The organism is Stenotrophomonas sp. LGBM10 (assembly GCF_046736075.1).
Taxonomy (GTDB): Bacteria; Pseudomonadota; Gammaproteobacteria; order Xanthomonadales; family Xanthomonadaceae; genus Stenotrophomonas.
In genome coordinates this window covers 2475396-2493844 of sequence record NZ_CP177163.1, presented here as the reverse complement: position 1 = coordinate 2493844, position 18449 = coordinate 2475396, and the positions used below count along the sequence as shown (strand labels likewise).

Annotated in this window: 18 protein-coding genes; 4 read left to right on the top strand and 14 right to left on the bottom strand. The window is 68.6% G+C overall.

Going from position 1 to position 18449, the window contains the following annotated elements; translation table 11 throughout:
• Positions 1 to 80: 80 nt before the first annotated feature.
• Complete coding sequence (locus ACLB90_RS10515; RefSeq protein WP_411849449.1) at positions 81 to 1550, top strand: serine hydrolase; 1470 nt, start codon at positions 81 to 83, stop codon at positions 1548 to 1550.
• Positions 1547 to 1879: a serine hydrolase gene (locus ACLB90_RS10510; RefSeq protein ID WP_411852740.1), complete on the top strand. Its 333-nt coding sequence runs from the start codon at positions 1547 to 1549 to the stop codon at positions 1877 to 1879. Before ACLB90_RS10515 ends, ACLB90_RS10510 begins: the two co-directional genes overlap by 4 nt.
• 10 nt (positions 1880 to 1889) lie before the next feature.
• Here the strand turns inward: ACLB90_RS10510 and ACLB90_RS10505 are convergent, their stop codons facing one another.
• The 7 genes from ACLB90_RS10505 to glnA all read right to left on the bottom strand — a co-directional run bounded on the left by ACLB90_RS10505 (position 1890) and on the right by glnA (position 8540).
• On the bottom strand, positions 1890 to 2240 hold the full coding sequence (locus ACLB90_RS10505; RefSeq protein WP_411849448.1) for a VOC family protein: 351 nt from the start codon (positions 2238 to 2240) through the stop codon (positions 1890 to 1892).
• Positions 2237 to 2785 (bottom strand): hypothetical protein, encoded by a 549-nt coding sequence (locus tag ACLB90_RS10500; protein WP_411849447.1) that lies wholly within the window; start codon positions 2783 to 2785, stop codon positions 2237 to 2239. The genes ACLB90_RS10505 and ACLB90_RS10500 overlap by 4 nt, the downstream gene beginning before the upstream one ends.
• Before the next feature lie 65 nt (positions 2786 to 2850).
• Positions 2851 to 4011: a murein transglycosylase A gene (locus ACLB90_RS10495; protein ID WP_411849446.1), complete on the bottom strand. Its 1161-nt coding sequence runs from the start codon at positions 4009 to 4011 to the stop codon at positions 2851 to 2853.
• A 59-nt stretch (positions 4012 to 4070) separates the two neighbouring features.
• Entirely contained in the window at positions 4071 to 4817 is a 747-nt protein-coding gene (locus ACLB90_RS10490; RefSeq protein WP_411849445.1) for an N-acetylmuramoyl-L-alanine amidase, read from the bottom strand.
• A 217-nt stretch (positions 4818 to 5034) separates the two neighbouring features.
• Positions 5035 to 6465 (bottom strand): ammonium transporter, encoded by a 1431-nt coding sequence (locus tag ACLB90_RS10485; protein WP_411849444.1) that lies wholly within the window; start codon positions 6463 to 6465, stop codon positions 5035 to 5037.
• 18 nt (positions 6466 to 6483) lie between these two features.
• Positions 6484 to 6822: a P-II family nitrogen regulator gene (locus ACLB90_RS10480; protein WP_026070924.1), complete on the bottom strand. Its 339-nt coding sequence runs from the start codon at positions 6820 to 6822 to the stop codon at positions 6484 to 6486.
• 308 nt (positions 6823 to 7130) lie between these two features.
• Complete coding sequence (glnA, locus tag ACLB90_RS10475; RefSeq protein WP_411849443.1) at positions 7131 to 8540, bottom strand: type I glutamate--ammonia ligase; 1410 nt, start codon at positions 8538 to 8540, stop codon at positions 7131 to 7133.
• A gap of 221 nt (positions 8541 to 8761) precedes the next feature.
• Here glnA and ACLB90_RS10470 point away from each other — a divergent pair, with 221 nt between their 5' ends.
• Positions 8762 to 9556, top strand: a complete 795-nt coding sequence (locus ACLB90_RS10470) for an undecaprenyl-diphosphate phosphatase (RefSeq protein WP_411849442.1) — start codon at positions 8762 to 8764, stop codon at positions 9554 to 9556.
• A gap of 65 nt (positions 9557 to 9621) precedes the next feature.
• Positions 9622 to 10467: an META domain-containing protein gene (locus tag ACLB90_RS10465; protein WP_411849441.1), complete on the top strand. Its 846-nt coding sequence runs from the start codon at positions 9622 to 9624 to the stop codon at positions 10465 to 10467.
• Positions 10468 to 10518: 51 nt separating this feature from the next.
• On the opposite strand, the gene ACLB90_RS10460 is transcribed toward ACLB90_RS10465, so the two are convergent.
• The 7 genes from ACLB90_RS10460 to ACLB90_RS10430 form a co-directional block, all read right to left on the bottom strand.
• A complete protein-coding gene (locus ACLB90_RS10460; RefSeq protein WP_411849440.1) occupies positions 10519 to 11130 on the bottom strand; it encodes a YbhB/YbcL family Raf kinase inhibitor-like protein in 612 nt (203 codons plus the stop codon).
• 10 nt (positions 11131 to 11140) lie between these two features.
• A complete protein-coding gene (locus ACLB90_RS10455) occupies positions 11141 to 13210 on the bottom strand; it encodes a tetratricopeptide repeat protein (protein WP_411849439.1) in 2070 nt (689 codons plus the stop codon).
• 121 nt (positions 13211 to 13331) lie between these two features.
• The gene (locus ACLB90_RS10450) at positions 13332 to 14324 is read right to left on the bottom strand and encodes a YheT family hydrolase (protein WP_026070676.1); all 993 of its coding nucleotides are present in this window, start codon (positions 14322 to 14324) and stop codon (positions 13332 to 13334) included.
• A gap of 57 nt (positions 14325 to 14381) precedes the next feature.
• The gene (locus ACLB90_RS10445; RefSeq protein ID WP_411849438.1) at positions 14382 to 15173 is read right to left on the bottom strand and encodes a lysophospholipid acyltransferase family protein; all 792 of its coding nucleotides are present in this window, start codon (positions 15171 to 15173) and stop codon (positions 14382 to 14384) included.
• A gap of 182 nt (positions 15174 to 15355) precedes the next feature.
• Positions 15356 to 15793 (bottom strand): hotdog fold thioesterase, encoded by a 438-nt coding sequence (locus ACLB90_RS10440; protein ID WP_411849437.1) that lies wholly within the window; start codon positions 15791 to 15793, stop codon positions 15356 to 15358.
• Positions 15794 to 15818: 25 nt separating this feature from the next.
• The gene (locus ACLB90_RS10435) at positions 15819 to 17867 is read right to left on the bottom strand and encodes a phospholipase D family protein (RefSeq protein WP_411849436.1); all 2049 of its coding nucleotides are present in this window, start codon (positions 17865 to 17867) and stop codon (positions 15819 to 15821) included.
• Positions 17864 to 18418, bottom strand: coding sequence for a YceI family protein (locus tag ACLB90_RS10430; protein ID WP_051008581.1), 555 nt, complete (start codon positions 18416 to 18418; stop codon positions 17864 to 17866). Before ACLB90_RS10430 ends, ACLB90_RS10435 begins: the two co-directional genes overlap by 4 nt.
• Positions 18419 to 18449 lie beyond the last annotated feature (31 nt).

The following is an 18449-nucleotide window of genomic DNA, read 5'->3' as shown; positions in this document are numbered from 1 at the left end:
GGCAACGGGTGCCATTGGTCACTTGACTACATATGTAGTCAAACGCAAGGATGCGCCTACTTCCTCCGACCAGGACCCCTATGCGCCCGTTCGCCCTGCTGTGTGGTGTAGTCGTGCTTCTCTTCGGTTCCCCCGGGCTGGCCAACGCCGAGGCAACGAGCGCCGAACTGCAGCAACTGGTCGACAGCTACGCGGACCGGCGCGGGTTCAACGGTACGGTGCTGGTCGCGCGGGAGGGCAAGGTGCTGCTGCATGCGGCCTATGGGAAGGCCAATGTCGAATGGTCCGTGCCGAGCCGCACCGACGCGCGCTACCGCATCGGCTCACTGACCAAGCCGCTGGTGGCCACGCTGACGATGCAGCTGGTGCAGCAGGGAACGCTGCGGCTGGACGGGACGCTGGGCGACTACCTGCCGGATCTGTACGCGCGCACGCCGGCCGCATCGGTCACCGTCGCCCAGCTGCTCAGCCATACCTCCGGTCTTGCCGACATGCCGGGGCGCTACACCGATCCCTGGTGGCACACCGCCGCCCGGCGCAGCTATGCGCCGATGGACTTCGCGCGCGAATGGATCCCGCCGACACGGCAGGACGACGCCGTGCAGACGTGGCGCTACAACAACAATGGCTACTTCCTGCTCGGCCTGTTGATCGAACACGTCACCGGGCAGTCGCTGGCGGTCAATCTGCAGGCGCGCATCTTCGCGCCGGCCGGCATGACCTCCAGCGGACTGTTCACCGACACCGCCGTGCTGGACGGACTGGCCGACGGGTATGCCCGGACCCCGGAGGGAACGCTGGTGCATCCGCAGCGGATCGACCCGTCCGTGTCCTACGCGGCGGCAGGCATCTACAGCACGGCCGAGGACCTCTACCGGTTCGACCGGGCGCTGTACGGTGAGCAGCTGCTCAACGCGGCGTCGCGGCAGCGCATGCTGCAGGTGCATACGGCGGCATACGGGTTCGGCTGGAACGTGGAGCGCTGGACGCTCGCCAATGGCAGCACGCTGCCGGTGGTCTCCCATACCGGCAGCATCCCGGGCTATCAGAGCTACTACCTGCGCTCGGAGCCCCACCAGGACAGCGTGATCATCCTCAGCAACTACTGGCAGGGCGCACTGGTCGTGGCGATGGGCAAGGACCTGATGGAGGTGCTCAACGGCAAGCCGATGCAGCCGGCAGCACGCAGCCTGGACGATCTGTTGACCCCCATCGCCTACCGCGACGGGCTCGATGCGATGGTCCGTGCATATGAACATCTGGGCACCCGCCTCGCGGAGTACGACCACAGCGAAGGCGCATTCAACACGCTGGGCTACAGGTTCCTGCGGGCCGGCCGGAAGGACGAGGCGGTACGCGTCCTCGAATGGGGCGTGGCGCGGTACCCCGGCTCGGCCAATGCGCACGACAGCCTCGGCGAAGCCTACCGGACGTCCGGACGCGTGGACGACGCGCGCCGCAGCTACCAAGCCGCGTTGACGATCGAGCCGACCAGCGCGAGCGCGCTGGCCGCCCTCGCCGAGCTCAATGACCGCACGCCGTCGCGCTGACACCACCACCCCACCGCACAACCAACTGGCGAACCCACCGTGGAGAGATTCATGCTGTCCGTGAAGCAACGCACTTTCTTTGGACACCGGAGACGCTCAACAGCGGTGTCGAGGGGCGATGGGCAGCGGGATGGCCGGTCATGCGCGCCACGCCCGGAGACCGGCAGGTGGCGGGCATCGGCGGCGGCCGTGCGGCGTTCGTGGTTTATCCGGATGAGCGGCTGGCCGTGGTCGTGCTGACCAACCTTGTCGGCGCCAGCCCGGAAGGATTCATCCCGCGGATTGCCGGGTTCTACCGCACACCGGCAACCGCACGGAAGGCGAACTAGCGCCCTCTGCTCACAGGTGCTGAAGGATGTTGACCAGCCGCCCCAGCGGATCGCGGACATGGAACCGCCGCACGCCCCAGGCTTCACTGGCCGGGCCATATGCCAGCGGGATACCGGCCCGGTTCACCCTGCGCAGCGCTTCGTCCAAGTCATCCACTTCGATGGAGAGATCGGGCACTGCGGTGCCCGAGCCTCCCTCTGACGCGACGCTGAGCTGTACCGTCATCTCGCCGTCGCCGGCGTAGGTGCGGATCCAGCCGTGGTCCATCGCCACGTGCAGCCCGAGGATGTCGCGGTAGAACGGATCGGCCAGCGCGGGGTCGGGCGCCGGCAGGTTGGCCACGATGCGGGTCACCTTCATGGCGTGCTCCGGGCCGGCATGCGGCGGGCCATGAGCACCTCCACCGATTCCACGTCGGCCAGCTGCGCGCGCACTGCATCGGCCACTGCGGCAAACCGCCGCCGCTGGATCAGGTAGCTCGCCACGAACACCGACAGCACCAGCAGCATCGGCGCCGCCCGCGGAATCATGGCGCTCGCCAGCGGAATCGCCAGCGTGATGAACAACGCGTTCCAGTTGTACAGGCCGACGATGCGGACCTCGTTGCGCCGGGTGTCCACCGCCACCAGGCCACGCATCACCGGGTAGTAGCGACGCGCAAACGAAACAAAGAAGCTCTCGCGGAACGCGATGCGGCCATCGGGCAAGGGGTGGAACACCAGCGGCTGCCACGCTCCGTTGACCACGTCGCGTTCAAGGCAGTTGAGCGCAAGCCGCGGGCGCAGCGCTGCCGGCGCGGGAACGCGTGCGGTGAACGCGACGATCCCGCAGCCGAAATACCGGGGGACCCACGCAAATTGAAGGACGACTTCAATCAGGAGCAGTGCGATCAGGGCAAGGGCCATCGATCATCCGGGACGGTGGGCGTTGTCCGGCCAGCATACCCCGGCGCGCCGCAGGGGCGTGGCGATCAACCGCCGCCAGGCGCAGGAAGCGCCACGCCCTTGGGCCACAGCAGCCACAGGCGGCCGCTCTGCTTCATGTGCCCGGCCAGCGCGCCGGCGGCATCACCGGTGCCCCAGAACAGGTCCGCGCGCACCTCGCCGGTGATGGCGCCACCGGTGTCCTGCGCGGCCACCGGCCGCACCAGCGCCGCCCCATCCGGACGCGTGGTGGACAGCCACAGGAGGCTGCCCAGCGGCACCACGCTGCGGTCCACTGCAACGCTGTAGCCGGCCGTGAGCGGCACGTTCAACGAACCGCGCGGGCCTTCGTCGCCATCGGCACCCTTGGCGAAGAACACGTAGCTGGGGTTGCTGGCCAGCAGCTCAGGCACCCGCGCCGGATGCGCCCTGGCCCACGCACGGATGGCGTCCATGCTGACCGCGTCCTTGGCCAGTTCGCCCTGCTCCACCAGCCAGCGGCCGATCGGGCGATAGGGATGGCCGTTCTGGTCGGCGTAGGCCAGGCGGAGGTGGCGGCCATCGTCGAGCTGGACGCGTCCCGAGCCCTGGATCTGCAGGAACTGCAGGTCCATCGGGTCGGTGAGCCAGGCCAGAATGGGCGCGTTGACGCCGTGGGCGGCGATGCGTGCGGCATCGTCATAGGATTTGAGCACACGCCCCTCCACACGGCCGCGCAGGCGCTTGCCCTTGAGCTCGGGATAGACGCTGTCCAACTGCACGCTGACCATGTCGCCGGGCACGCCATACACCGGCACCGACGCGCGCGCGGTGCGGGTCAGGCTGCCCGGATAGATCGGCTCGTAGTAGCCGGTGATCAGGCCCTCGGCGCGGTTGCCGGCGGCACGCAGGGCGTAGACATCCAGGCTGTTCTGCAGGAACGCGCGGATGGCGGCCGGCGTGGCATCCACGTTGCCCGCCGCCACACAGAGGGGCGCCCACGCGGCATCGCTCTTCAAGCGCGGGCAGGCGCCGCGCCACGCCGCGAAGCCCGCCTGCAGGTCGGTGTCGGACACCGCAGGCAACGCGTTCCAGTCGGCTTTGGCGTAGGTGCTGGCAGGTGCGGCGCCGGGGCGGGCGTTCTGGACGGCGCAGCCGCCCAGCAGAACCGACGCCAGCAGGATCGTGGCGGTACACAGGCGTGCGGCGATGCGGCGCTGGGCCTTCATGGGCGGTATTCGTGTGGCGACTGCAGGAAGGGAATTGTAGGGGCGACGGGGAGTCGGCTCTACCGCGCCTGCTGCAGCAGTGAATGCAGGATGCGGGCGTCGTCGGCATCGAGCGTGGGCGGCAGGTCGTCGCGGCCGCGGAAACGGCGATGGAAGGCGCCTGCGGCCGCATCGCGATCGTCGAGCGGGTAACCGAAGGCCTGCAGCGCCAGCCACGGATCGAACCCGGCCGGCGCGGGGCCGTCGGCGTCGCGCGGCCAGAGGCCGAAGCCGGCCACAGCCAGTTGCTGCCACGGGAAGAAGCGGCTCGGGTCCTGCTTGCGCGCGGGCGCGAGATCGGCGTGCGCGATGATCTGGCTGCGCGGGATTTCCAGGCGCGTGCACAGGTCGTCGAGCAGGCGGATCAGGGCTGCGATCTGGTCGGGCGCGAACGGGCTGCTGCCGTCGTTGTCGATCTCGATGCCGATCGAAGTGGAGTTGAGGTCGGTCAGGCTGCCCCAGCGCCCACCGCCGGCATGCCAGGCGCGGCGGTTGTCGGCGACGAGCTGGTAGATGTGGCCATCGGCACCCACCAGGTAGTGCGAACTGACCCTGCCGCCACTGTTGGCGGTACGCAGGGTGTGCAGGCTCTGCTGCACGTTGTCCTGGTCGGTGTGGTGCAGAACGATGATGACCGGGCCGCGTGCGTTGTGGTTCGGCGATGGCACCCAGGTGGCGAGCGGGCTGCGCAGGTCGGTGGGTGTGGTAGCGCAGCCGGCGAGCAGCATGAGTGCGAGCAGCAGGAGGGGCGCGCGGAGATTGGGCATGGGGGGGATTGTGGCAAAAAAATGGCCGGGGGTCCTTGCGGGACCGCCCGGCCAATACAGCTTCTCTCTCTCGTTTCTTGTTTCTTCCGGTGCCGGGCAGAGCCCGGCACTACGGGGTGGTTCGTTGTTGCCGGGCAGAGCCCGGCATTACGGGGTGGTTCGTTGCCGGGCAGAGCCCGGCACTACGTCATGCGTCGGTCGCGCGCGTACGGGGTGGTCAGGCCTCGTAGGCGGATTCGCCGTGCGAGGTGACGTCCAGGCCGGTGCGTTCTGCTTCCTCGGTCACGCGCAGGCCGAACACCATGCGCACCACCAGCAGGATCGCCACGGTCACCACGGCGCACCAGACGATGGTGAAGCCGACGCTGACCACCTGCACCCAGACCTGGTGGCCGATGTCGAGATCGGCCTTGGTACCGCCCAGCGACTGCGCGCTGAACACGCCGGTGAGGATGGCGCCGACAATGCCGCCAATGCCGTGTACGCCGAACACGTCGGCAGTGTCATCCACGCGCAGCAGACGCTTGAGGCCGGTGACGCCCCACACGCAGACCACGCCGGCGACCAGGCCGATCACGATCGCGCCGAGCGGGCCGACGGTGCCGCAGGCCGGGGTGATGCCGACCAGGCCGGCAACCGCGCCGGAGGCCGCGCCCAGGGCCGACGGCTTGCCCTTGCTGACCGCTTCCACCAGCGTCCAGCCGAGCACCGCAGCGGCGGTGGCGAGGATGGTGTTGATGAAGGCCAGCGACGCCACGGTATCGGCGGCAGCGGCCGAACCGGCATTGAAGCCGAACCAGCCCACCCACAGCAGCATCGCGCCGATGTAGGTGAACGGCACGTTGTGCGGCTTCAACGCGGTCTGGCCATAGCCGATGCGCTTGCCGACGAAGTACGCGCCAACCAGGCCTGCCACGCCGGCGTTGATGTGCACCACGGTGCCACCGGCGAAGTCGATCGCGCCCATCTCGCCCAGATAGCCGCCGCCCCACACGATGTGCGCCATCGGGATGTAGCTCAGGGTGAACCACAGCGCCGAGAACAGCAGCACCGCCTTGAACTTGATGCGCTCGGCGAAGGCACCGACGATCAGGGCGGTGGTGATGCCGGCGAACGTGGACTGGAAGGCGACGAACAGATAGTCCGGCAGGCCCTTGATCGGGGTGTTGCCGACCGAGTCGGGCGCGAAGCCCTTGAGGAAGGCGAACTCGGTGAACGAGCCGAAGAAGGCATTGCCCTGGCTGAACACCGCGCTGTAGCCGTAGGCCACCCACAGCATCAGCACCAGCGAGAACACCACCAGGATCTGGCTGAGGATCGACAGGACGTTCTTGGACCGCACCAGGCCGCCGTAGAACAGGGCCAGGCCGGGCACCACCATCAGCAGCACCAGCAGCGTGGAGGTCAGCATCCAGGCCACATCGCCGTGATCGAAGGCCGGCGCGGCCGCAGCGGCAACCTCGGCCACCGGCGCAGCCTGCGCGGTGGTCAGCGGCTCAACGGCGACGGTTTCCGACGGCGCCGGGGTGACCTGTGCCTGTGCATGCGCATCGCCGGAGAAGGCACCAACGGCCAGCGCGCTGACCAGCATCATCAGGCACACGGCATGGAACCGGGCTTGCCACCCGGTGAACAAAGAGGTCTTCATTGTGGGCTCCGAGTGGGGTTAGAGCGCGTCGGCGCCGATTTCGCCGGTGCGGATGCGGACGACCTGCTCGACCGCGGTGACGAAGATCTTGCCGTCGCCGATCTTGCCGGTGCCGGCCGCGTTCTGGATCGCTTCGACCACCGCGTCCAGCCGGTCATCGGTGACCACGGTTTCGATCTTGATCTTCGGCAGGAAATCCACGACGTATTCCGCGCCGCGATACAACTCGGTGTGGCCCTTCTGGCGACCGAAACCCTTGACCTCGGTCACGGTGATGCCCGACACGCCTGCGTCGGAGAGGGCCTCGCGGACCTCGTCGAGCTTGAACGGCCGGATGATGGCGGAGATCAGTTTCATGCGCATATCCCGATGGTGGATGGAACCGGCCCGCGCGTGCAGGCCGATGTCAGGTCGACCGGCGGCCACTTGCACATGGCCGCCGGTCGTTGCGCCGAACGTTGCATGGGCCACGCCAGTGCCGACACCCACGAAGGGCGGCGCCAGCGGTGACGCGGGAGGGAGGAAGGGCCCATGCGCGTCCGGTCTCTCTTGCCCCTGGTGAAACGTGTTGCGTGCGGTGTGACTCCCCAGCCACGCCGCAGTTCTGCAAAGCGGCGACGACGACGAAGGTGGGAGGGAAGTCCTTCGTCATCGTCGCCAGGTGCTCAGTTGGCGTAGTACATCTGGTATTCGAGCGGGTGGGTCGCCGCGCGGAACCGGGTCACTTCCTGCATCTTCAGCGCGATGTAGCCGTCGATGAAGTCGTCGCTCATCACGCCGCCGGCCTTGAGGAACTCACGGTCCTTGTCCAGCGCTTCCAGGGCCTGGTCCAGCGAGGAGCAGACCTGCGGGATCAGCTTCTCTTCTTCCGGCGGCAGGTCGTACAGGTCCTTGTCGCTCGGTGCGCCCGGGTCGATCTGGTTACGGATGCCGTCCAGGCCGGCCATCATCAGCACGGTGAAGGTCAGGTAGCCGGACTGGATCGGATCGGGGAAGCGCATTTCAATGCGGCGCGCCTTCGGGTTGGACACCCACGGAATGCGGCACGAGGCCGAGCGGTTGCGGGCCGAGTAGGCCAGCATCACCGGGGCTTCGAAGCCCGGAACCAGGCGCTTGTAGCTGTTGGTGCCGGAGTTGGCGAAGGCGTTGATCGCCTTGGCGTGCTTGAAGATGCCGCCGATGTACCACAGCGCCATCTGCGACAGGCCGCCGTAGCCGTCGCCGGAGAACAGGTTGACGCCGCCCTTGGACAGCGACTGGTGCACGTGCATGCCGCTGCCGTTGTCGCCGACGATCGGCTTGGGCATGAAGGTGGCGGTCTTGCCGTTGCGGTGGGCTACGTTCTTGATCACGTGCTTCATGCGCAGCAGCTCATCGGCCTTCTGCACCAGGGTGCTGAACTTGGTGCCGATTTCGCACTGGCCGGCGGTGGCCACTTCGTGGTGCTGCACTTCCACTTCGATGCCGACCTGTTCCAGCGTCTTGCACATTTCAGCGCGCAGGTCGTGCAGCGAGTCGGTCGGCGGAACCGGGAAGTAGCCGCCCTTCACTGCCGGACGGTAGCCGCTGTTGGCGCCGTCGTACTTGTCGCCGGTGCTCCAGGCCGCTTCTTCGGAATCGATCTTGAAGAAGGTGTGGCCCATGTCGTTGGCGAAGCGCACCGAGTCGAAGATGAAGAACTCCGGCTCCGGGCCGAAGAAGGCCTGCTCGGCAATGCCGGAGGACTTCAGGTAGGCCTCGGCGCGCTTGGCGATGCCGCGCGGGCAGCGGCCGTACGGCTGCATGGTGGCCGGGTCGAGGATGTCGCAGCTGATGACCAGGGTCGGGTCGGCGTAGAACGGGTCGACGTAGGCGCTGGCCGGGTCCGGCAGCAGGACCATGTCCGACTCGTTGATGCCCTTCCAGCCCGCGATCGAGCTGCCGTCGAACATCTTGCCTTCTTCGAACAGGGCCGGCTCCACGATGCCGACCGGGAAGGTGACGTGCTGCTCGATACCGCGCATATCGACGAAACGCAGGTCGACGAACTCGATCTGGTTGTCCTTGATCAGCTTCTCAACATTTTCCACGGACATCGGTGAAACCTCGGATGGATGATTGCGTACGTGGATAGAGCAATCGGCGTGCCAACTTTTCCGATGGGGTAAACCACTGATTTCATTGAGTGACCGCCCTGCTGGTGGCTGAACCATACGCACCATAACGGTGCAACGGCCGCACCACGCACACATTTGGTGCGCCGTTTGATGTTCTATGCTCTACCGCGATTTCACCCATTCCGAGCCCCAGCCCGCCGATGTCCGACCTGCTCTCCGCCCTCCTGTTGGGCATTCTTGAAGGCCTCACCGAATTCCTGCCGATCTCCAGCACCGGCCACCTGCTGATCGCCCAGCACTGGCTCGGCGCACGCTCGGACTTCTTCAACATCGTGATCCAGGCCGGCGCGATCCTGGCCATCACGCTGGTGTTCCGCCAGCGCCTGTGGTCGCTGGCCACCGGCCTGCACGAACGCGACAACCGCGACTACGTGCTCAAGCTCGGCACCGCCTTCCTGGTCACCGCCGTGGTGGGCCTGCCGGTGCGCCTGGCCGGCTGGGAGCTGCCTGAAACGGTCACGCCGGTGGCGTGGGCACTGATCATCGGCGGCATCTGGATGATCCTGGTGGAAGCGCGCGCCGCACGCCTGCCCGACCGCGACACGGTCACGTGGAAAGTGGCGATTCTCGTGGGCCTGGCCCAGGTGGTTGCCGGCGTGTTCCCCGGCACCTCGCGCTCGGCCGCGGCGATCTTCATCGCCATGCTGTTCGGGCTCAGCCGCCGCGCGGCGGCCACCGAGTTCGTGTTCCTGGTCGGCATCCCGACCATGTTCGCCGCCAGCGCCTATGCGTTCCTGGAACTGGCCAAGGACGGCAAGCTCGCCACCGAGAACTGGACCGACGTGGGCGTGGCCTTCGTTGCCGCGGTCATCACCGGCTTCGTCGTAGTGAAGTGGCTGCTGGGCTATATCAAGGGCCACCCTTTCACGGCCTTCGCGCTGTACCGGATCGTGCTGGGCGCCGCGCTGCTGCTGTGGTTGCCTGCTGGCAACTGAACACGCACCGCGCGCGACAACCCCGTTTTCCACGCGCCGGCGTTTTTCCCCTGGTTCCCAAGGAGATGTGCATGAACCGCAACCGCAACCTGATGCTGATCCTGCCGCTGGCCCTGCTGGCCGCGTGCAGCAACCCGTCCGCCACCGCACCTGCCGGTACCGGTGGCGATGACCTGGCCCCGGCGCCGACCGCCGCCGCCGATCAGAAGGCCGTCGCGGCACTGGACGCGCAGCGCCTGCAGGGCAACCACTGGCGCCTGGACAGCGCCACCGATGCCAGCGGCAAGCGCGTGGATGCGCTGTTCGCACGCGAGGACAAGCCGGTCACGCTGGACTTCCAGGATGGCCGCATCGCCGTGAGCAACACCTGCAACCGCATGGGCGGCAGCTACACCCTGGCCGACGGCACGCTGACCGTGTCGCCGATGGCCTCGACCATGATGGCCTGCACCGACAAGGCGCTGATGGCGCTCGACCAGGCCATCGGCAGCCGCCTGGAAGGCGCGCTGAAGACCGAACTGGCCGGCGAAGGCCAGCTGACCCTGCGCACCGCCAGCGGCGACGTGCTGGTGTTCACCCCCGAGCCGACCGCCGAAACCCGCTACGGCGGCCCGGGCGAGACGGTGTTCCTGGAAGTGGCCGCGCAGACCAAGCCGTGCTCGCATCCGCTGATCCCGAACATGCAGTGCCTGCAGACCCGCGAAGTGGCGTTCGACGACAAGGGCCTCAAGCAGGGCACGCCGGGTGAGTTCGAGAACTTCTACGGCACCATCGAGGGCTACACGCACGAAGACGGCGTGCGCAACGTGGTGCGCGTGAAGCGCTACAAGATCGCCAACCCGCCGGCGGACGGTTCCTCGCTGGCGTACGTGCTGGACATGGTGGTCGAGTCGGCGAACGAAAAGAAGTAAGGCAACCGTACTGGGAGGTGCCGGCCAGCGGCCGGCACCTGCCCCGGTGCGTCAGGCCAACGCGGGGTTGAGCGTGTAGGTACCGTGCAGCGCCGCTTCGGCCAGGATGTGGCCGTGCATCGCACGGTGCACATCGGCGGCGGTGAACGGAGTGGGCAGGGTGAGCTGCGCCACGTCCAGCGCGAACACGCGGAAGAAATACCGGTGCACGCGCTCGTCGTTGAACGGCGGGTACGGGCCGTCGTAGCCCAGATACTGCCCGGCCATGTCCGGGTTGCCCGCGAACCAGCCGGTGAAGTCGTTCAGGCCCTGGCGTGCGCCCTGCGGACCGGCCGGGGCGACCTTGCCCTTCACGGTGAACCCTTCGCTGCAGCTGCCTTCGGCCAGCTCACGCACGTCGGCGGGGATGTCGGCCATCGCCCAGTGCGTGAAGTCGCCGCGCGGCTGATCGCGCGGCACGGTGCAGTCATCGCGGCCGACCGTTTCCGGCACGGTCGGCACGTCCGGGTCGATGCACAGCAGCGCGAACGAACGCGTGCCGGCCGGGACGTCATCCCAGGCCAGGTGCGGGTTGCGGTTGCCGGCGAAACCGTCGGCATCCCCGGCCGCGAAGGTCGCGGCGATCGGCTGGCCGTTGATCAGGCTGTTGCTGGTCAGATGCATGTGTCCGTCCTCATTCTTCCGGGTAACCCAGACGCACCGCCACCGGGGTGAGCAGGGCGAACGCGCTGGCCATGATGTCGCGGTAGTGGCGCCAGTGGCCGGGCGGCAGGCGTGCCGGGCCAAGGGTATCGGCAGGCGGGAAGCGCACGCCGAACAGGGTCTCGAGGCGGTGCGCCATCGCACCGGCATCGTTGCCGATGTCGTCGATGCGCAGCAGCACGTGCGGGTACAGACTCTGCTCGTGCAGCGTGGCGACCTGGGCCAGGGCGCGCGCCAGCCATTCGGCGGCTTCGTTGAGCGACTGCACCGCGAACGGTGCCGGGGCGCCGAAGGCCATCCAGTCCAGCAGCATGTCGCGCGGATCGCGCAGCGCCACCAGCAGGCGGCCTTCCGGCAGCTGCGGGCGCAGTGCCCACAGCAGGGCGTTGTCCCACCACAGCAGCCAGTCGATCACGGTGCCATCGGCCAGGCCGCGCGTGGCCAGGGTTTCGCGCCACTGCTCGACCAGGCGCTCCGGGCTCAGCTTGCCGGTCGAGAGGTCCTGCAGCGTGTGGTAGCTCTGGAAGGCATCGTCGGGCGGGGTCGGGCCGAACCGGTCGCCGCGCAGCACCGGGCTGGCCGCGGCGATGCCGGCGACCACCCGCTCCACGCCCGAGCCCGGGGCGCCCCACACGAACATCGGGCGGGCGCTGACATCGTCGCCAACCGGCGCCAGCTCCGGCCAGCTCAGCGGTGCCTTGGCCTGCGGCGGCAGCGGCAGGCGCTGCGGCGACTGCGCCGCGTGCACGCCCAGCCAGGTGTCGAGCGCGTCGCGGTGCTGGCCGGCACGGTCCTGCACGGCACCCAGCCACGACCGCAGGCCGTCGCGGGCCTCGGCCGGGGCCTGTTCGATGAACTGCTGGACATGCACCACGGCAGCGGCCGGATCGCGCTTCAGCAGCGCTTCGACGATGCGGGTCTCGCCGCTGGCACGGCCGGGTTCGATCGCGACGATGCGGCGGGCAACCGCCTCGGCACCGTCTGCATCCTTGGCCATGTCGTGCAGGCGCATGCGCGTTTCCAGCGCCGGCAGATGCACCGGCATCGCCTGCAGCCAGCGCTCGGTGACCGCCACGGCCTCATCGCTGCCCACGCTTTCCACCGACAGGCGCGCCAGCCACAGGTCGTGCACCTCCGGGTGCGATTCCAGCACGGTGTCCAGGTGCTCGCGGGCCTGCTGTTCGCGGCCCAGGCGCTGCCAGCACATCAGCAGCAGCTGCAGCACCTGGCGGTCCGAGGGGGCCTGCTCCAATGCGGGCAGCAGGTGTTCCAGCGCCTGCAGCGGTTGCCCGGACTGCAGCGCCAGTTCACCGGCCAGGCGGCGCATGGCCACGCTGTCGCCGCCCGGGGCGGCCAGCATCGGGCCCATCATCGCCGCGGCGCTGTCCACGTGGCCCTGGCGCAGGGCGAGCTGCACCACCAGACCCTGCAGCGTGGTCAGCGTGGGGTTGAGCTCAAGCACGCGGCGGAACGCCTGTTCGGCGAAGGCCAGCATGTCCTTGCCCAGGTAGGCGAAGCCCAGCGCATACAGCACGCGCGAGTCGCCCGGCATGGCTTCGCTGGCAGCCGACAGCAGCGCCAGTGCGCGGTCGCCGTCACCGCGGCGCAGCGCCGCCATGCCGTTGATCGCGGCCAGTTCGGGATGGTCTTCATCGATGCGGCTGGCCAGGCGCGCCAGGCGCTCGGCCTCATCCACATCGTTGCGGCCCAGCGCCAGGTGGGCCTGCATCAGGTAGGCCGACAGTTCGTTGGGGTTGAGTGCGGCGGTGCGGTCCAGCGCCGAGCCGGCGGCGTCGAACTGGCGCAGGGCCATCAACAGGCCGGCCTGCATGAGGTGCAGGTCGGCATCGTCCGGGGCCAGCGCCAGCGCCTGCTGCAGGCTTTCCAGGGCCGGTTCGAACTGTTCCTGCTGCTGCAGGGCCAGCGCCAGCAGGCGATGGGCCTGCGGCTGCGTCGGTTCGGCGGCGGTCCACTCGCGGGCCAGCTGCACGGCATCGTCGACCGCATTGCGGCGCAGGGCTTGAATGATCTTGTCTTGCATGACGGTCCAGCTTGGGGTCAAACCCCGATTGTAGAGTCGCGCCGGGGTCGGTGCCGACATTCCGGACGATCCGGCGGATCCGGCCACGCGGCGGCACGCTGACCGGCGGTGCCGGGCGCGCTCAGCGCGGCAGCGCTTCCAGTCGCAGGCGCTGGGCCACCCAACGCTCGGAGAAGCCATCGCCGCGCCAGTTCTCCAGGAAGCCGCAATGGCCGCCCCACGGGGCGATTTCCAGGTGGGCGTGAGCCGGCAGGCGCCAGCCGTTGAAGGTGGCGAACGGGATCACCGGGTCGTCCTGCGCCATCAGGATGTCGGCCGGCACTTCCAGCCCGGCCAGGCGGTCGCCGGCGATGGAATAGCCGTCGAAGTAGGCCTGCAGCGAGCCGAAATCGGTGTGGTGTTCGACCAGCCACGCGGTCAGCGCGCGGATGTCCAGCTTCAGCACGCGGTCGTCCCAGTCGCTGAGCTCGGGGAACAGATCGCGTTTGCGGCGCAGGGAACCGGCCCATTTGCGCCGGAAATACCAGTCGTACATCGCCGGGCCGTTCTCGATGCTCTCCATCGTGATCGCCGGGTCCAGTACCGGGCAGACCGACGCCACCCGCCGCAGCGGCACCCCCGCCGACGGCGCGCGCAGCGCCAGGCGCAGCACGAAGTTGCCGCCCAGCGAGTACCCGGCCGCTACCAGCGGCAGGGAAGGCCAGCGCCGCGCGATGTCGCCGGCAGCCTGCACCACTTCATCGATGCGGTTGGAATGGAAGATGCCGGGATTGAGGTGATGGGTGTTGCCGTGGTCGCGGAAGTTCAGCCGGACCACGTCGTACCCTTCCTCGAGCATGCGCGCGGCGGTCATGCGCATGTAGCTCGATTCGGCACTGCCTTCCCAGCCGTGCAGCAGCAGCGCCATGCCGACCGGCTCGCGGTCGTCGATGCGGCTGTGCCAGCCCTGCAGGCGCACGCCTTCGCCACCATCCAGGATCAGTTCCTCGGTCACCGCCCCGGTCGCGGCCAGCAGCATCAGGCCGCGCTGCATGCGCATGCGGCTGGAGCTGAGCATCGACTGCAGGTGCGGATTGCGCAGCCAACGCGGCGGACGGTAGTCGGCAGCGGTCAACATGGCCGCGAGCCTGCTCCGGCATCCGACGCTGGCGCGTGAAGAAGCGCCATCGGACTACTCGGCCGTCATGGCCGCCAGGATGCGCGCACGCGAGGTTTCGGCGATGCGGCGACGGCCTTCCAGATCATGGGTGTCGATGGGCGCGAGGAAATGCACCTCGGCCCGGCGTGCGGGTTCGCCCAGCAGGCGCAGGAAATTGGCGAAGAAGCTTTCGCCCGGGCCGAACGCGACAACCGTCTGCGCGTCGCCGTGGCGGCCGTAGCGCAGGGCCACCGGCTGCACCGGCACCTGGGTTTCGACGGCGGCCTGGAAGATACGCGCATGGAACGGCCCGACATCGTGGCCGCCGCGGGTGCGGCCTTCGGGGAACACGCCGACGGCATGGCCCTCGCGCAGCCGGACCGCCATCGCCTGCATCACACCGCCCAGCGACTCGGTGCTGCCGCGCTGGTGGAAGATGGTCTGGCCGCGTGCGGCGAGCCAGCCGACCACCGGCCAGCCGGCGATCTCGCGCTTGGCCACAAAGCCCATCATGCGCTGGCTGTGCAGCATGGAAATATCGACCCAGCTGACGTGGTTGGCGACGAACAGCACCGCGCCCGGCAACGGTTCACCGATGCGCTGTGTACGGAACCCGAAGATCCACATCAGGCCGCCGGACCAGGCATTGACCACCGCATGTTCCAGCGGACGGCCACCCACGCGCACGCGTCCCCACGGCGGCAGCATGCCGATCAGGGTCAGTGGCAGGAACAGCAACAGGTGGACCAGCAGCAGCGGTACGCGGTACAGGTAGCGGCACACACGCGCCACGCCGCCACGTGGGGCCGGGGTGGGGGAAGTCATCCGCGAACGATACCCGAGCGCCGCAGGCTCTGCCAGCGTGAAGCGGCCAAATCGATGGCAAGCCGTGGCCAGCCGCCGGCCACGGTCAAGCCACTGCCCAGCCACGGCACAACGCCCCCGCCATCAATGCGCCAGCGCACTGAACCGGCCGGCGCAACACAGCATCCGTACGGTGCGCCCGATCAGCCCGGCCGTACCGCCGGTACAACGGCGAGGGTCAGCCGCGAGGTGCACACCAGGCGGCCGGCGTCGTCTTCGATGCGGATGTCCCACACGTGCGTGCTGCGCCCCACATGCACCGCGCGCGCCGTGCCGGTGACGAGGCCGCCGCGCATCGCACGGATGTGGTTGGCATTGATCTCCAGGCCCACGCAGACCTGCTGGGTGGTATCCACGCACAGGTTGCCGGCGCTGCTGCCGAGGGTTTCGGCGAGCACCACCGACGCGCCGCCATGCAGGATGCCGTACGGCTGGCGGGTGCGTTCGTCCACCGGCATGGTGGCGCTGACCCAGTCCTCGCCGGCGGCGGTGAACACGATGCCCAGGTGGTCGATCAGGGTGTTGCGGCTCAGTGCGTTGAGTGCCTCGATCGACACCGCTTCGCGGAATACCTGGGACATGCGTGTCTCCGTCAGACGTAAACGTTCAAAGAATCGGTACCAGCCCCGCGCCGAACGCGGTGAGCATGCGCACCAGCAACCACTTCGGGCCAACGTTGACCTCGGGGAAGTCGCCCACGGCGGTGTAGCACGCGTGGAAGTTGGCGTCCTGCCGCGGCAGCGGCTGCGGGCAGTCCGGACCGGGCTGGAATTCGTAGTCGGTGGCATAGCGCCACGGCCAGAAGTCGAGCACGGGCAGTGCCTCGGATGCCTTGCCCACGCTGTAGTTCAGGCCGGACAACACCGGCGGCTTGGCGCGCGGGGCGACCGTCCAGGAATTCTTCGGGTCGATGTCGCGCAGGATGCTCTGGGCGAGCTGCTCGGCGAACACCGGGTCGTCGATGATCACCGCGCCCTCGGTGTTGTAGTTCTCGCTGCGCGGATCGAAGTTGTGCGTGCCGATCACGCCGATGCGGCGGTCCACCACCATCGACTTGGCATGCAGCCCCATGCGCGCACCGGTGCGGGTGACCGGCAGCGGCTTGTTGACGGCCTTGGTGCCGAGGAACGAAGGGCGCGTTTCGGCACGCAGCACGCGCCGTTCGACCTCGCTGCCATCGGTACCGCGGCGGCGGCCGCTTGGGCTGCTGTCGCGGTTGCCGGTACGGCGCGCGGCGGCGCTGCGTTCACTGCTGCTGCCACTGCTTCCACTGCTGCCGCCCCGCGCATTGCTGCCGGCCGCGCTGCCGCCGATCAGGCTGCTGCGCCGGCCCTCACCGGGCGTGGCTTCGCCCAGCGGTGCCGGCAACAGGTTGCGGTAGTCCACCGGCGCATCCAGCGGGAACGGTTTGAATTCGTAGATGTTGAAGCCCAGCTCGCGCAGGTTGCGGCGTTTGTACTTGTAGGACAGCGCGTACACGATCGGGTTGTCGGTGGCGGCCAGGCTGTTGGTGGACACCACGATGCGCGGCGCCTGCGGCCGCTTGCGCAGCTCGCGGAACAGGTTGCGCGCCGGCTTGGACAGCACCAGGTACGGGGTCTGCAGCAGCACTTCGGACTGGGCACCGGCGATCAGCGCATCCAGCTGCGGCTCGGTCACGTGCTGCCCGTTGGCCGGTTGGCTGGCGCGTTCGCGGCGGTGCTTGCGCGGCAGGTCGGCCACGTACTGGACCGCCGCCACCGGCAGTGCGGTATCGACGAACGTGCGCGCGATGAAGGCCGGGTCGTCGGCTTCGGCGCTGACCCGCGCCACCCGTTCCGGGCGTCGGAACTCGGTTGGCGGCATCGCCGGAACGCCCTGCCGCAGCAGGGTACGGCCGACGTCGTTCAGGCGTTCGGCCGGCACGCTGCGCGGGGCGCGCCAGAACGCATCGAAGTTGGCCGCCATCTCGCGCACTTCCGGACCGGCCACCACCACGTCGCGGTCGCGGAAGTTGTACTCGGCGTCCCAGTCGTAATAGTCGTCCTGGTAGTTGCGCCCGCCCACCATGCCCAGCGCGTCGTCCACCACCAGCAGCTTGTTGTGCATGCGCTGGTTGAAGCGCCGGAAGCAGCACAGCACGCTGCCGGCGTAGTCGAAGTAGTTCAGCCGCGCCTTGCCAAACGTCGGGTTGTAGACGCGCAGTTCGAAATTCTGGTGGCTGCCGGCAAGTGCGCCGAGGATCTCCAGGTCGGAGATCGCCGAGAGCTGGTCGATCAGCACCCGCACCTTGACCCCGCGCCGCGCTGCGCCCAGCAGTTCGTCCAGGATCAGCCGGGCGCTGTCGTCCTTGTCGAAGATGTAGGTCTGCAGGTCGATGCTGCGCGAGGCGCTGCGGATCAGGTTCAGGCGTGCGACCAGCGAGGCCTCGCCTTCGTCGACGATGGTGGCGTAGTGGCGCGGTGCGTCGGGACGGGACTCGGTGAAGGCGCGGCCGCCCAGGGCGCGCAGCGGCGAATCCAGCGCGCAGCGGTCGGGGCGGTCGCAGTCCACCACGGTGGACCGCGCCTGCACGGCGATGCCGGACGCGCGGTCGCGCTCCGCGTTGGACAGCGACGCACAGCCGCCGGCCAGCAACAGGGTTGCCAGCAATCCCAGGCGCAGCAATAGATTCACGGTTTCGGCGCCTCGCTCAGACGCGCACGCAATACAAAGGTCACTCGATCACTCAGGGCTAGCTGCCAACTGTCCATGCCATAGCGGCCACGTTGAACGTTGCCCCGGCTGACCACGTCGCAATCATACCCGGCCCGGGGGCATTCGGCCTTTTCCACGCGCAGGGTCTCCGGGTGGCTCACCCCGCGCAGGATCAGCCGGCCCTCGATGGCCCCGCCCTTGTCGACCACCTCGGGCCAGTACGGCACCGAGTCGAACTCCACCACCGGGTAGCGGTCGGCGTCGAAGAACTCGTCGCCGCGCATCCAGCCGGTATAGCGCGGCTTGCCGGGGATCTCCACATAACGGGTGAACATCCGCAGGTGGACCTGGTGGCGACCGTCGGACAGGACCTCGATGCGCCCCTCAAAGCGCGGGAACACGCCCTCGATGCGCTGCCCCAGCCGGGTCCGGATCTCGAACCCGAACCGTGACTGGGCCGTATCCAGCGCCAGCGAGCGGGCCACGGGCACCGGTGCCGGCGGTTCGGCACAGGCCACCCCGGCGGCCAGCAGGGCCAGCCAGCCCAGTACGGCGCGCACT

Bases quoted from the DNA above. Each gene is read 5' to 3' on its own strand.
- ACLB90_RS10515 (WP_411849449.1), top strand. From the start codon at position 81: ATGCGCCCGTTCGCCCTGCTGTGTGGTGTAGTCGTGCTTCTCTTCGGT.
- ACLB90_RS10505 (WP_411849448.1), bottom strand. From the start codon at position 2,240: ATGAAGGTGACCCGCATCGTGGCCAACCTGCCGGCGCCCGACCCCGCG.
- ACLB90_RS10500 (WP_411849447.1), bottom strand. From the start codon at position 2,785: ATGGCCCTTGCCCTGATCGCACTGCTCCTGATTGAAGTCGTCCTTCAA.
- ACLB90_RS10495 (WP_411849446.1), bottom strand. From the start codon at position 4,011: ATGAAGGCCCAGCGCCGCATCGCCGCACGCCTGTGTACCGCCACGATC.
- ACLB90_RS10490 (WP_411849445.1), bottom strand. From the start codon at position 4,817: ATGCCCAATCTCCGCGCGCCCCTCCTGCTGCTCGCACTCATGCTGCTC.
- ACLB90_RS10485 (WP_411849444.1), bottom strand. From the start codon at position 6,465: ATGAAGACCTCTTTGTTCACCGGGTGGCAAGCCCGGTTCCATGCCGTG.
- ACLB90_RS10480 (WP_026070924.1), bottom strand. From the start codon at position 6,822: ATGAAACTGATCTCCGCCATCATCCGGCCGTTCAAGCTCGACGAGGTC.
- glnA (WP_411849443.1), bottom strand. From the start codon at position 8,540: ATGTCCGTGGAAAATGTTGAGAAGCTGATCAAGGACAACCAGATCGAG.
- ACLB90_RS10470 (WP_411849442.1), top strand. From the start codon at position 8,762: ATGTCCGACCTGCTCTCCGCCCTCCTGTTGGGCATTCTTGAAGGCCTC.
- ACLB90_RS10465 (WP_411849441.1), top strand. From the start codon at position 9,622: ATGTGCATGAACCGCAACCGCAACCTGATGCTGATCCTGCCGCTGGCC.
- ACLB90_RS10460 (WP_411849440.1), bottom strand. From the start codon at position 11,130: ATGCATCTGACCAGCAACAGCCTGATCAACGGCCAGCCGATCGCCGCG.
- ACLB90_RS10455 (WP_411849439.1), bottom strand. From the start codon at position 13,210: ATGCAAGACAAGATCATTCAAGCCCTGCGCCGCAATGCGGTCGACGAT.
- ACLB90_RS10445 (WP_411849438.1), bottom strand. From the start codon at position 15,173: ATGACTTCCCCCACCCCGGCCCCACGTGGCGGCGTGGCGCGTGTGTGC.
- ACLB90_RS10440 (WP_411849437.1), bottom strand. From the start codon at position 15,793: ATGTCCCAGGTATTCCGCGAAGCGGTGTCGATCGAGGCACTCAACGCA.